The sequence below is a fragment of the Arthrobacter sp. Leaf141 genome, from assembly GCF_001424565.1.
GTDB lineage: Bacteria > Actinomycetota > Actinomycetes > Actinomycetales > Micrococcaceae > Arthrobacter.
The window spans coordinates 34,631-47,623 of record NZ_LMOL01000004.1 but is presented as its reverse complement, the minus strand read 5'-3'; the positions used below and the strand labels follow the sequence as shown (position 1 = coordinate 47,623).

Genomic DNA, 12,993 nt, shown 5'->3' with positions numbered 1-12,993 from the left:
CCTAGGTGACACTTTCGTTGCTGTCCCGCTCCATGGTGCCGGTCCGCGGATCGAACTGCGGACGTTCGTAGGCCAGTTCGCCGCCGCTCCGGCCGCCGTGCGGGCGCCCATGGTCCGCGAATTCCTCCCGGAAAAACGCCAGGCACCATTGCCCCATCTGGATCCGCGCGCCGGTGCGGAGCACTGACGGGCCGGTTCCGGACACGCTGCCGCTGACGCTGCCGTGCGGCACCAGGATGTACTCGTCCCGGCCGTCATGGACCACCTCGGCGTGCAGCCCGTCGAGCCCTTCGAGCAGGAGCCCGGAACCGGGGTCGCTGCCGATGCTCAGCGATTCCTGGTCCAGGGTCACCTCGCGGGGGACCTGGCCGGTCCAGCTGGCCGCGTCCTGGACAAAGATCAGCCGGGGCCGGCCACTGCCCCGGGTGTAGTGGGTGGTGGTGATCCGGCGGGTGATGTTCCGCCGGACCGTGGGGAGCAACGGCAGCGGGGTGGCAGGTGGCAGCAGGGGCACACCCGCGGCCTTGCGCCGGCCCTGCCGGGCCAGCGGCATCAACGCGCCCAGCTTTCCCAGCTTGATGTTGGCGCTGCGGGTGACGAGCCGCTGTGTCGCGGGGCTGTTCACCGCCCCCAGGCTCAGGATGGTCCCGTCCGGACCGGCCAGCGTCACACTCACGCCTTTGCCGGCCAGCATGTCGGCGAACGGCCGGACGTCATCCAAGGACGGCAGCCCGCCGCCGCCCACCGGCGCCAGGCTGTCCAGGGATACCGTCACTTCCGTGCCGGCCGCACGGGCAGTCCCGTTGGTGACGGTGCCTGCCCCGTCCGTGTAGGAAAAGTCCACGTCGATATCCAGGCGGTACTCGGCCATAACCGTCAGCTGCGGTTCAGATCGGACCCGGCGGCGTCCTTGTCGCTGGTGGTGACTCTGAGGCTGCCGTTGAGTTTCCACGTTGCCCGGGGCGCGTCCGGTCCGATGTCGCGGGGTACCTCCACGGTCATGTCCACAAACTGGTAGTTGATCGCGGCGCCCTTGCCGGTCAGGTAGGACCACATTTCCTCGGCCAGGTCAGCCCAGTCGCGGATGCTGCGGTCAGTGGCGCCGTTGCTTTCGGTGGCACTTCCATCGGTCATGGTGTTTCGTCCCCTTCGGTTGGGCAGGAAATCTATCTGATGTTGCCTCAAAGAATGCTGGGACGTGCCGGCAGCCGGATTCACCGGCCCCTGACCGGACGGGCCCAACACCCCTCACTGTATTCCTGACCCGGGGCAGGGGGAATACGTCCGGCGGTGAACGTTCCGGGGCGGATTTGCGTTCCCGGCCGGCGCTTCAGCCCGCCTCTTTCCGGGGTTCCCGACGGCGGAACCCGCCCGGGTGCCGCAGGCCGCCTGTCCGCCCTGCCGCGCAGGCCCGGCGTGGGTCCGCCCCGCCGGCGCACCCACGGGATGGATCGTGCACACTGGAGGCATGACGACTGCAAAGACCCCACTGGTCCCCCTGCCCGGGCAGGAGTCCGTCTGGGACTACCCCCGGCCGCCACGGGTGGAACCCAGCAGCGAAAGGATCCGCATCTTCCTGGGCGGGGCCCTGATCCTGGACACGTCGGACTCCCTCCGGGTCCTGGAGACAAGCCACCCGCCCGTCTACTACTTCCCGGCGTCGGCGTTTGTGCCGGGTGCGCTGGAACCGGCCCCAGGCAGCAGCTTCTGCGAATTCAAGGGCGCTGCCCGGTACCTGACCGTCCGCGGCGGGGATGCCGCCGCGGAGGGCGCCGCCTGGTTTTATCCGGAGCCCGTGGCCGGCTACGCGGCGCTGGCCGGCCATGTGGCGCTCTACCCTGGCCGGATGGACAGCTGCGAAGTCGACGGCGAGCGCGTCAGGCCGCAGGCCGGCGGCTTCTACGGCGGCTGGATCACGGACCGGGTGGTGGGCCCGTTCAAAGGTGAGCCGGGGACCATGGGCTGGTAAATACGCCGGCCCGCGGCGCCGCAAGGCCGGCTACCAGCCGGCGTCCAGTGCGCCCAGGATAAAGCGGGCCATCTCCAACCGGCCTGCCACGAGGTCATCCAGCCCGGGCGTGGGCGGCCCGCCCAGGCGGTCAAACGGCAGCACCCCCAACCCGCTGAACAGGGCCAGCGCCGCCACCATCCCGTGCCGGACCTCCGACGGTACCGGCTCCGCACCGGCGTCGGACATTCCTTCGCAGTAGGCCTCCCCGCACAGCGGGGCGAGGCGGTGCAGCTGGTCGCCGGACAGGTCCCCGGAGTTCACACGGCCGGCCAGCAGCTGGGCGAGGTCGAAGCCTGCGGGGCCGCGGCCGAAGTTTCCCCAGTCCACCACGGCGAACCCGGTCCGGCTGCCGTTCGCTGCGGGACGGCGCAGCATCAGGTTCTGCGGGCTCGCATCACCGTGGACGGGGAGCTGCGGCAGTGCCACCAGCCCGTCCATCAGGTCCCAGCAGTCGTCCGCGAGCCGGCGCAGGCCGGTGATGACCGCTTCGTCAGCGGCCCCGGTAACCGCCGGATGCTGCCAGATGTCATTGCCCTGGATCATCGGGATCAGCAGTTGGGACCCCACGCCTTCCAGGTAGAACCGGAGGCGGAGGATCGTGGTGGCGTCCGCCACCTGCGCCACGCACGCGGCTACTTCCGGGCTGCCGGAGATCCTGCCGAGGGCGTACGCTGCGTCAGCGTACGCCGCATCGGACCAGTTGGCAGCGGCACCGGCGGCGTCCGCCATCCAGATCAAGGTCCGCTGTGGGTCGATTTCGGTGATGAGATACGCGTCGGGCATCCAGGCGACGTCCGGCAAGGCCGCTGCCAGGCCGGAGGCGTAGGCCTGCGCTTCCGTGCGCCACGGGTAGCGCAGGCCGAGCTGTTCGCGGAGGTCCGGGGGCACCACGTCGATGCCTGACCACAGCAGCGGCGACTGCGTGAGCTTGACGACGACGCTGAAGGGCTGGTCGCCGGGACGACCGTCGCCCGCGTGTGCCCGTGCCGTGCCGGTGATCCGCCACAGCCCGCCCGTGGTCATGTTGGCGCCGGGCGGGGTGATGCTTTCCGCCTGCACTTCCGCCAGGTCCGTGACGCTGCGCCGGAGGGACGTTGCGGCGACGGCGGGAAGGTCGGCTTCCAGCAATGCGGGTATCCGGTGGTCCGGGCCGGCCGGCTTTATGCCATCCATCGACGTCCCCTTGCATAGTGGGGCGCCAGTGTATCGCCGCCGGCTCCTTGGTGGAAGAGTGGAAGACCAACGGGTCCGGCTCCCACCTGCCTTCCACCGTGCATCCAGACAACTCCCAGTGTCTGGGAGCATGATGGGAACATGAACAAGACCGGCCCGGAGGCTAAGCTCCTCGTTGTGGATGACGAACCCAACATCCGTGAACTGCTGTCCACGTCCCTGCGGTTCGCCGGGTTCGAGGTGGTCTCGGCTGCCAACGGCCGCGATGCCCTGGCAGCAGCCGAAGCGCACGCGCCGGACCTCGCCGTCCTGGACGTTATGCTGCCCGACATGGACGGCTTCACCGTCACCCGGCGGCTCCGGGCCTCCGGAAAGCACTTCCCCGTGCTGTTCCTCACGGCCAAGGACGATACGGAAGACAAGGTCACGGGCCTTACGGTGGGCGGGGACGACTACGTCACCAAGCCTTTCAGCCTGGATGAAGTGGTGGCGCGGATCCGCGCTGTCCTGCGCCGGACTCAGCCCACCCTCGATGACGACGACGCCGTCATCCGCGTGGACGACCTGGAGCTCGACGACGACGCCCACGAGGTGCGGCGCGGCGGCACCGTGATCGAACTGTCCCCCACCGAATTCAAGCTCCTGCGCTACCTCATGCTGAACCCCAACCGGGTGCTGTCGAAGTCCCAGATCCTGGACCACGTCTGGGAGTACAACTTCAACGGCGACGCCTCGATTGTTGAGTCCTACATCTCCTACCTGCGCCGCAAGGTGGACCTCGACCCGGAGGCGCCGGCACTGATCCAGACCAAACGCGGCGTGGGCTACGTGCTCCGGACGGCCGAAAAGCGCTGACCTTGGTACAGCGATGGAAATCGGCGTCCCTGCGGTCCCAGCTGGTGGCCATCATCATGGGCCTGCTGGTGGTGGCGCTGACCGTCACCGGCGCCGTGACGCTGACCCTGATGCACAGCTACCTGCAGGGCCAGGTGGACGACAAACTGAATGCCGCTGTCGCCCTCGCCGGCAAGCAGCAGTCGTTCAGCCAGCTGCAGGCCCCCACCAATCCCAGCGTCCCCACTGACTATTCGCTCATCCTCTACCGGGACCAGCAGGATCCTTATCCGCTCGGCGGGGATAAGCAGAACCATCCTGACATCCAGGACATCTCCGCAGCCCAGGCCGAAGCCCGGAACCGGGTTCCGTTCCAGGTGCGCGGCACCGACGGGGAAAACTGGCGCGTGGTCGCCGTCAACGTTGTCCTGAACAACAGCGAGAAAGGCGTCGTTGTCATCGGGCTGCCGCTGCAGAGCGTCGACGATGTCCTCAGCCACGTGACCCTGGTGGTGACAGGCGTGGGCCTGCTGACCCTGCTGCTGGCATCGCTGATCGGCAGCTGGACGGTGAGCCGGTCCTTCCGGCCGCTGGCCCGGGTGGAGAAGACGGCAGCCGCCATCGCCGCCGGTGACCTGGCCCGGCGCGTGGAAGTGGACAACCCCCACACGGAGTTGGGCAGGCTGGGCAGTTCCCTGAATGCCATGCTGGCCCACATCGAGACTGCCTTCGCTGCGCGGACGGCATCGGAAGCGAAAATGCGCCGGTTCGCCGCCGACGCCTCCCACGAGCTCCGCACCCCGCTGGTGACCATCCGCGGCTTCTCCGAGCTGTACCGGCACGGCGCCCTGACCACACCCGAGGACGTCTCCACAGCCATGGGCCGGATCGAAAGTGAAGCCAAGCGGATGGGCTCCATGGTGGAGGACCTGCTGCTGCTGGCCCGGCTGGACGAGCAACGCCCGCTGCAGGAAAAGCCCGTGGATCTCCAGCTGATAGCCCACGACGCCGTGGTGGACACCCAGGCCAGCGACCGGTCGAGGGTGGTTTCGCTCACCGGGATCGACGGCGGCCCTGCGGCCCCGGCCCCGGCGCTGGGGGACGAAGCCAAACTCCGCCAGGTGGTGGGGAACCTCGTAGGCAACGCCATGCGCTACACGCCCGATGGCAGTCCTATTGAACTCGCCGTGGGCGTCCGCACCGTTGATGGCCGGCCGGCCTCCGTCATTGAGGTGCGGGACCATGGTCCGGGCATCTCCGCCGAGGACGCCGGCAAAGTTTTCCAGCGGTTCTACCGCGCGGATACCTCCCGCACCCGCGAAACCGGCGGGAGCGGCTTGGGCCTGGCCATCGTGGCAGCGATCGTGGGCTCCCACGGCGGTTCGGTGCGGGTGACGGATACCGACGGCGGCGGGGCAACCCTGGTGGTCAGCCTCCCCTTCCGCGAGGACACTCCGGCAGCGGACCCCGACGCGTCAGGCGACGGGGCAGCGGACGCCCGCGCAGCGGGCAGCGACGACGGGGTTATCCACATACAGCGCTAGTCCCGTGGCGGTGCCCCGGTGGTGTCCATAGGCTCGATTGCAGCAGCCCGGACCTTCCGGGCAGGGCACGTGCCCGCTGGAGCGAAAGGCCCCGCCATGAGCATCATCTCCGTCGATACCGAACTTCTCCAGGTGAAATCCGCTTCCGTCCAGGCCACCGTTGAACGGATCAGTGCAGACGTCCACGCCATGAAGAGCGGACTGGACGAGCTGCAGGGTTCGTGGCGGGGGGCCGCCGCCACCAGTTTCCAGGCACTGATCACCGAGTGGACCCTGACGCAGGGCCGGGTGGAAGCTTCGCTGGCGTCCATCAACAGTGCCCTGGCGTCCGCCGCCGCCACGTATGCCCAGGCCGAGCAAGGCAACACGCAGCGGTTCGGCTGAGCCCGCGGTTCGGCGGAGCTTTCGGTTGGGCGGAGCTTTCGATTCGGCTACGCTTTCGGCTCGGCGAAGCTTTCGGCTCGACTGGGCGAAGCTTTCGGTTCGGTGCAGCCCTGTGGCGCCGGGGTCCGGTGACGGAGGTGCGCTGCGCGCTCAGGCCTCAGGGGTGCCTTGGTGGAACCGCAGCCGCCAGCGGGCGCCGTCCAGCACCCAGAGTGAGCTCCGGAGGGTAGTGCCTGCGCGGCCGAAGCTCCGGTAGGTCAGCAGGACCGAGGTGTCTTCGATCCGGTCGGCTGACAGGATTTCAATGTCGGTCCGCTCCCCCGGATCCTCCTCCAGCGCCATCGTCATGGCATCCCGGGTCCACATCCGCCCCGAGCTGCCGATCTCCACAAAGTCGGGGTGCAGCAGCACAGCCGTCCGGCCTATGTCGCCGCGGACCAGCGGGCCCAGAAGCTCGCGCTCCAGTTCCTCCACGATCGCCTCAGGGGCACCGGCGCCGCCGGCGGCCTGCGCGGGCTCTGCAGTGTCAAAGGCCTCGGCGGCCAGTTCGCTGAACAGGTCCGGCGCATCGTAGCCGGGTTCCAGCCGCGGCCGGGCACCCGGTCGGGCGGACCCGGCAGCTGGTGCCGCGCTGTGTGGATCCACCGATACACGTGGTTCCACCCCGGCGCCAACCACTGCCGTTCCTGGGTAGCCCGAGTCCGGAAAACCGGGTCCGCTGCGGGGCGCCACACCTTGCTGGAACGCCGTCGCAGCTGCTCGGGCACGATCGTCGGCGGCCTCGTTGAGGTCGTGGCCGGCGTGCCCCTTGACCCATTCAAACCTGTATTTCCGGCCTGCGAGTTCCCGGTCCAGGTCCTTCAGGAGGTCCACATTCAGCACTGGCTTGCCGTCGGCCTTGCGCCAGCCTTTGCGCTTCCAGCCCGGCATCCACTTGGTGATTGAGTTGATGACGTACTGGCTGTCGCAGAGGATGTGCAGGTCCTCGCCAGGCAGGTGCGCCGTGGCGCGGAACAGGTCCAGCACCGCCATCAGTTCGCCCTGGTTGTTGGTGCCATGCGGCCAGCCACCAGCCCGCCAGCAGTCGTCATCCACGTACCAGGCCCATCCGGCGGGGCCGGGATTTCCCAAAGCCGAACCGTCAGCCGCTGCAGTAATCGTCACCGGTCCATCCTGCCAGAGAGCCAGGACATTCCCGATTCCGGGCGGCATGGTGCCGTTCCGGCACCGGGCACACCGCACCCTGCTGACCCCTGATGCACACACGTTCTTCGCAATTTTCGGAAAGCGGTTACCGAAAAAGTCTTGACGAGGCCCCTGCGGTGGGAAACAATCACTTCTACAACCTGAGAAAACGTTTTCTCATGCGGAGTGAAATGGATGTCCCACTCCCAGGGAAACGTGCAGACCATCACCAGGAAGGTTCATCAATGACGATCCCTACCAGCCTCGGCAGGCGCTTCCGGCTCGGCGCAGCCGCCGTAGCCTTCTCCATCCTTGCAACCGGCTGCGGTGCCGCCGGAAGCTCCAACAGCGACGAAGTGACCTTGCGCTTTGCCTGGTGGGGCAACGAGTACCTGAACGCCCAGACCGAAAAGGTCATCGCCGCTTTCGAAGCCGAACACCCGAACATCAACATCGAATCCGAACCCGGCGAATGGGGCGGCTACTGGGACAAGCTGGCTACCAAGACGGCCGCCAACGATGCCCCTGACGTCATCCAGATGGACCAGAAGTACATCGCAGAGTACGGCGGCCGCGGCGCCCTCCTGGACCTCGCCAAGCAGGACGGCATCGACACCGGAAAACTGGACAAGGAAGCCCTGGCCTCCGGCCAGTACGACGGGTCGCAATACGGGCTCAGCACCGGCCAGAACGCCTACGTGATCATGGCCAACACCAAGGTCTTCGAAGCCGCCAACGTCCCGATCCCCGATGACGCCACCTGGACCTGGGACGACTTTATGGACACGGCAGCGAAAATCAGCGCGTCCGGCGACGGCAAGACCTATGGCGCCGCCTACGGCAGCAACGAGGCGGACCTGATCATTTGGCTCCGGCAGCACGGCGAAGCCCTATATTCCGCTGATGGAAAGCTGGACTTCGACACCGCAACCGCCGCCTCCTTCTGGGAACGGCTGAAGGAACAGCGCGATTCGAAGGCCAGCCCACCGGCCACGGTGGCGACGGAGGACTCAGGGGCCGGCCTGGAGGAAAGCCTCTTCGGCACCAACCGCGTAGGCATGGCCTGGTGGTGGACCAACCAGCTGGGTTCCCTTGAAGCCACTACCGGGGGCAGCATCAAGATGCTCCGGGCCCCCAGCACGGACGGCTCCTCGGCGGACAATGGCATGTACTACAAGCCCACCATGTTCTGGTCCGCGTCGTCCCGATCCAAGCACCCGGCCGAGGCCGCGACGTTCATCAATTACCTGACCAACAACCCTGAAGCCGGCAAGATCCTGATGACGGACCGCGGCGTGCCCACCAACACGGACATCGTCCAGGCCATCACCCCGGACCTGAAGCCGGCCGATACCACGGTGGTGTCCTTCCTGAAGGACATCTCCCCGGACATCAAAGCCGCGCCCGCCGTTCCGCCCGTCGGCGCCGGCAGCGTCCAGAACGTCATCAAGCGCTTCACTGACGAGGTGCTGTATGACCGGCTTAGCCCGTCAGCTGCAGCCGAAGGCTTCCGGAAGGAAGTTGACGAAATGCTTTCCAGCGCACGTAAGTAAAAGTCCACACACCAAAGCGGCCCCCTCCGAGGAGGGGGCCGCTTTGGTGTACGGCGGGACTGGTCCCGGCGAAGGGGTGGCTAGAAGCCGCCCATGCCGCCCATGTCGTCGCCGCCGCCTGCGGGGGCGGGGTTCTTCTCGGGCTTGTCAGCAACAACTGCCTCGGTGGTGAGGAAGAGACCGGCAATGGAGGCCGCGTTCTGCAGGGCAGAGCGGGTCACCTTGACGGGGTCGTTGATGCCGGCTGCCAGCAGGTCGACGTATTCGCCGGTGGCTGCGTTCAGGCCGTGGCCTGCGGGCAGGCCACGGACCTTGTCAACCACAACGCCCGGCTCCAGGCCGGCGTTGTAGGCGATCTGCTTCAGCGGAGCGTCGATGGCAACGCGGACGATGTTGGCGCCCGTTGCTTCGTCGCCGGAGAGCTGCAGGTTGGCGAACGCCTTGGCGCCGGCCTGGATGAGGGCGACGCCGCCACCGGCGACGATGCCTTCTTCAACGGCTGCCTTGGCGTTACGCACGGCATCTTCGATGCGGTGCTTGCGCTCCTTGAGCTCAACTTCGGTAGCGGCACCGGCCTTGATGACTGCAACGCCGCCGGCCAGCTTGGCCAGGCGTTCCTGCAGCTTCTCGCGGTCGTAGTCCGAATCGGAGTTTTCGATCTCGGAACGGATCTGGGCAACGCGGCCGGCAATCTGGTCGGCGTCGCCTGCACCCTCAACGATGGTGGTCTCGTCCTTGGTGACAACAACCTTGCGTGCCTGGCCCAGGAGTTCAAGGCCTGCAGTTTCGAGCTTCAGGCCAACCTCTTCGGAGATGACCTGGCCGCCGGTGAGGACGGCGATGTCGGCCAGCTGGGCCTTGCGGCGGTCGCCGAAGCCCGGAGCCTTGACGGCGACTGACTTGAAGGTGCCGCGGATCTTGTTCACGATCAGCGTGGCCAGGGCCTCGCCTTCGATGTCCTCGGCGATGATCAGCAGCGACTTGTTGGACTGCATGACCTTTTCGAGGACAGCAACCAGTTCCTTGACGTTGGAGATCTTGGAGTTGACGATCAGGATGTACGGGTCCTCGAGGACCGTTTCCTGGCGCTCTGCGTCAGTGACGAAGTACGCGGAAATGTAGCCCTTGTCGAAGCGCATGCCTTCGGTGAGCTCGAGTTCCAGGCCGAAGGTGTTGGATTCCTCGACCGTGATGACGCCTTCCTTGCCCACCTTGTCCAGGGCTTCGGCAATCAGCGCACCGATTTCGTCGTCACCGGCAGAGATCGATGCCGTGGCAGCGATTTCTTCCTTGGTTTCGATTTCCTTGGCGGAGTTCAGCAGCTCGGCAGTAACTGCCTCGACTGCCTTCTCGATGCCGCGCTTGAGGGAGAGCGGGTCGGCGCCGGCGGCAACGTTGCGCAGGCCTTCCTTGACCAGTGCCTGTGCCAGCACGGTGGCGGTGGTGGTACCGTCGCCAGCGACGTCGTCCGTCTTCTTGGCAACTTCCTTGACCAGCTCTGCGCCGATCTTCTCGTAAGGATCGTCCAGCTCGATCTCCTTGGCGATGGAAACACCATCGTTGGTGATCGTGGGGGCGCCCCACTTCTTTTCGAGGACGACGTTGCGTCCACGCGGGCCGAGGGTGACCTTAACGGCGTCGGCGAGGATGTTCAGGCCCCGCTCAAGGCCGCGGCGTGCCTCTTCATCAAATGCAATGATCTTGGCCATAACGGCAGTAGTCCTTTCGGGGACAGACGTTAAGAATGAACCTTCGCTGCGGTGCCCGCGACGGACGACCTTTCGCCGGTGGCCTCTGTATGCCCCCGGGTCCGGGTCTCACTTCAGGAAGGTGTTTCTCTCGCTCCGAATCCGGCGCCAGGCGCTGCCGGCCGGAACCGGACATCGCTTAGCAGTCGATACGTCAGAGTGCTAACTCAATAATTAGCACTCTCCACGTGTGAGTGCAAGCGAATGAAGCCCTGTTCCGCTCTGCGCAAAGAGGCGTGGGACGGTGCCTTAGCTCCCGGCCCGGCCCGCCGTCTCGGTGCCTGAGGCTGCCGGCACGTTGTCGTCGCCGTACCTGAACACGCTGTAGGTGGCAGCGGTGATGTCCCCGTTGGCGTCGAAGGCAACCGGCCCTGACTCGCCGTCGTAATTGATCCCCGGGCCCGAACCCGCTGCCGGAAGGCAATCCGCGTAGGAAAGGCAAGGCGTCACCGCCGGAGCCGTCGCGGTTGCCTCGGTTGTTCCGCCGGAGACGGCGATCAGGTTGGCGGCGATGGATGCGCCGGAGTCGTCGTCCGCCTTGGCTGCAGCCAGCACGGCCAGGGTGACGGCGTCGAAGGTTTCGGCGGCGAAGGAGACGTCTTTGAGGTCCGGCGCCACTGCCAGCAGCCTGGCCTGGAAGGCGGGCGTGGGCAGCTTGCCGGGGACCAGGGCGCGGGCCCCGGTCAGTGCTTTGGGGGCCAGCGCGGAACCGTACCTGGCGAAGGCGCCGTCGCTGAGGATGAGGCGCGTGCCGGGAACCCCCGCCTTGGCCAGTTCCTGCAGGGCCCCTTCCGCGCCGTCACGTGCGATGAGGATTACGGCTCCCGGGGCCGCGGCACCGGCTGCTGCCGCCGCACTGCGTGCCTCTCCGGGTTTGAACGCGGTGTTGGCCACCACGTCCAGGCCGGCCTGGCGGGCCGCTTCCGCAGCGGCAGTGGCCACGTCCTTGCCGTAGGCGCTGTCCTGGTACAGCACCGAAACTGTGGTGGCGCCGCCGTCCCCGGCGAGTTTGGCGAGCAGCGGGCCCTGGGCAACGTCCGCGGCCGCGGTGCGGAAGTAATAACCGCCGCTGTCGATTGCGGTGAGGCCTGCAGCCGTGTTGGCGGGCGAGATGAGTGGCGTGCGTGCACGGGAGAGCACATCGATGGCTTCGGCGGCATGGCTCGAATCGGTAGGCCCGATGACCACGTCCGCTTCGGATTCCACCAGCCGGTGGGCCTGGGCTGCCGTGTCCTGCCCCGCCGTGGCAGGCAGGAGTTCCACCTGCCTGCCCTTGAGCCCGCCGTCGGCGTTGATTTCCTTGACTGCCAGCCTGGCCGCGGCCTGCTGGGAATCGTTGAGGTGGCTTCCGTCGCCGGTGTTGTCCAGGATAAGGCCCACCCGCAGGACGCCGTCACCGGAAGCAGCGGCCGTGGCGGCCCCATCGGTGCGGGCGTTGCCGGTCATCCCGGAGCATGATGCCAACGCCATGGAGGCGCCCAGCATCAGCGCCAGGGTCAGCGGAAAACGGCGGGTCGCGGGAATGCCCATCACCCTGCGGGCCGGACGTTATCGGCCTGCGGGCCCTTTTCGCCTTCGCCCACGTCGAGTTCCACGCGCTGGCCTTCGTCCAGGGCCCGGTAGCCTTCCCCCTGGATGGCGGACCAGTGGACAAAGACATCATCGCCGGACCCGTCCACGGTGATGAAGCCGTAGCCCTTCTCCGCGTTGAACCACTTGACGGTTCCCTGTGCCATGCTGACCCACCCATTTTTCCATTGGGCCCGTCAGCGGCGCCGCGTAGGGCACAGGATCCGGACCAAGCCTGAAATGTCACTCTAGCCAATGTCCGGCCGCTGCCGCTGGCGCCGGCCGGGGCTGCCGGGAATAGTTATTCGGGCGTGACCGGACGGGCGTTACTGGAAACCGGGGCCCACCACAACCACCAGCGGCACCTGGAATTCGGTGCTGCTCACCACTGTGGGGATGTCCAGGAGGACTGCGAGCGCCTGCGCGTTGGCCTGCTGCTCGGCTCCTGCATAGAAGATGACGGAGCCCTGCTGCGGGGCACCGGCCCAGTTGCCAACCTGGCCCAGCTGCCAGCCATCGGACTGCACGGTGGCGCCAACACTGGTGGCCAGCCCTGCGATACCGGCGGCGTTATAGACGGCCACGGGCTGGGTCTTGTCAGCGGCCGCTGCGGTGGTTGCCGGGGCGCTGGGCTCCTGCGATGCACCGGCGGCGGGTCCCCCGGTGCTGGCCGGAGCGGGTTCCGCGGACGGCGAGGTGGTGTCCCCGGGTGCTACGGCCGACGGAGCGTCAGTCCCTGCAAGCGGCGCTTCCTGGCTGGTGCCTGCCTGGCTGCCGGGACCGGTGAAACCGAGTTTGGGGAGGACCAGGAAGGACACCAGTCCGATGGCCAACGCGGCGATTCCCACGGCCAGGATGGGCCACAACCGCGTCCGGGACGGGGCCGTTGCCGTTCGGTGGACACCTTGGCGGGACGCGGTCTGGGGAACCTTGTCGAATTCGTCGCGGGCGTATTTGGTCATGGGAAATGACATCCTTGCTGGTCGCTGCTG

13 protein-coding genes are annotated in these 12,993 nt (G+C 67.2%); 5 read left to right on the top strand and 8 right to left on the bottom strand.

What is annotated here, in order from left to right; translation table 11 throughout:
- Position 1: 1 nt before the first annotated feature.
- Positions 2 to 871, bottom strand: coding sequence for a hypothetical protein (locus ASF72_RS01800; RefSeq protein WP_056596062.1), 870 nt, complete (start codon positions 869 to 871; stop codon positions 2 to 4).
- Positions 872 to 876: 5 nt separating this feature from the next.
- Entirely contained in the window at positions 877 to 1,134 is a 258-nt protein-coding gene (locus tag ASF72_RS01795; protein ID WP_050686617.1) for a hypothetical protein, read from the bottom strand.
- 334 nt (positions 1,135 to 1,468) lie between these two features.
- Here ASF72_RS01795 and ASF72_RS01790 point away from each other — a divergent pair, with 334 nt between their 5' ends.
- Positions 1,469 to 1,969: a DUF427 domain-containing protein gene (locus tag ASF72_RS01790; protein ID WP_050686615.1), complete on the top strand. Its 501-nt coding sequence runs from the start codon at positions 1,469 to 1,471 to the stop codon at positions 1,967 to 1,969.
- Between the two features lie 30 nt (positions 1,970 to 1,999).
- On the opposite strand, the gene ASF72_RS01785 is transcribed toward ASF72_RS01790, so the two are convergent.
- The gene (locus tag ASF72_RS01785) at positions 2,000 to 3,184 is read right to left on the bottom strand and encodes a phosphotransferase (protein ID WP_162242785.1); all 1,185 of its coding nucleotides are present in this window, start codon (positions 3,182 to 3,184) and stop codon (positions 2,000 to 2,002) included.
- 141 nt (positions 3,185 to 3,325) lie between these two features.
- Here ASF72_RS01785 and ASF72_RS01780 point away from each other — a divergent pair, with 141 nt between their 5' ends.
- From ASF72_RS01780 to ASF72_RS01770, 3 genes are all read left to right on the top strand, one after another.
- Positions 3,326 to 4,039 (top strand): response regulator transcription factor, encoded by a 714-nt coding sequence (locus ASF72_RS01780; RefSeq protein WP_050686611.1) that lies wholly within the window; start codon positions 3,326 to 3,328, stop codon positions 4,037 to 4,039.
- Positions 4,040 to 4,041: 2 nt separating this feature from the next.
- Positions 4,042 to 5,562, top strand: a complete 1,521-nt coding sequence (locus ASF72_RS01775) for a sensor histidine kinase (protein WP_050686609.1) — start codon at positions 4,042 to 4,044, stop codon at positions 5,560 to 5,562.
- A gap of 96 nt (positions 5,563 to 5,658) precedes the next feature.
- The gene (locus ASF72_RS01770; protein WP_050686607.1) at positions 5,659 to 5,946 is read left to right on the top strand and encodes a WXG100 family type VII secretion target; all 288 of its coding nucleotides are present in this window, start codon (positions 5,659 to 5,661) and stop codon (positions 5,944 to 5,946) included.
- 150 nt (positions 5,947 to 6,096) lie between these two features.
- Here the strand turns inward: ASF72_RS01770 and ASF72_RS01765 are convergent, their stop codons facing one another.
- Positions 6,097 to 7,110 (bottom strand): ribonuclease HI family protein, encoded by a 1,014-nt coding sequence (locus tag ASF72_RS01765; protein WP_056596322.1) that lies wholly within the window; start codon positions 7,108 to 7,110, stop codon positions 6,097 to 6,099.
- A 266-nt stretch (positions 7,111 to 7,376) separates the two neighbouring features.
- On the opposite strand from ASF72_RS01765, the gene ASF72_RS01760 reads away from it, so the two are divergent.
- A complete protein-coding gene (locus ASF72_RS01760; RefSeq protein WP_056596056.1) occupies positions 7,377 to 8,684 on the top strand; it encodes an ABC transporter substrate-binding protein in 1,308 nt (435 codons plus the stop codon).
- Between the two features lie 80 nt (positions 8,685 to 8,764).
- On the opposite strand, the gene groL is transcribed toward ASF72_RS01760, so the two are convergent.
- From groL to ASF72_RS01740, 4 genes are all read right to left on the bottom strand, one after another.
- Positions 8,765 to 10,393: a chaperonin GroEL gene (gene groL, locus ASF72_RS01755; RefSeq protein WP_050686603.1), complete on the bottom strand. Its 1,629-nt coding sequence runs from the start codon at positions 10,391 to 10,393 to the stop codon at positions 8,765 to 8,767.
- A gap of 288 nt (positions 10,394 to 10,681) precedes the next feature.
- Complete coding sequence (locus ASF72_RS01750; protein WP_056596053.1) at positions 10,682 to 11,962, bottom strand: ABC transporter substrate-binding protein; 1,281 nt, start codon at positions 11,960 to 11,962, stop codon at positions 10,682 to 10,684.
- Positions 11,962 to 12,168, bottom strand: a complete 207-nt coding sequence (locus tag ASF72_RS01745; protein ID WP_056596050.1) for a cold-shock protein — start codon at positions 12,166 to 12,168, stop codon at positions 11,962 to 11,964. Before ASF72_RS01745 ends, ASF72_RS01750 begins: the two co-directional genes overlap by 1 nt.
- Positions 12,169 to 12,327: 159 nt before the next feature.
- Complete coding sequence (locus ASF72_RS01740; protein ID WP_050686597.1) at positions 12,328 to 12,963, bottom strand: LytR C-terminal domain-containing protein; 636 nt, start codon at positions 12,961 to 12,963, stop codon at positions 12,328 to 12,330.
- Positions 12,964 to 12,993: the final 30 nt, after the last annotated feature.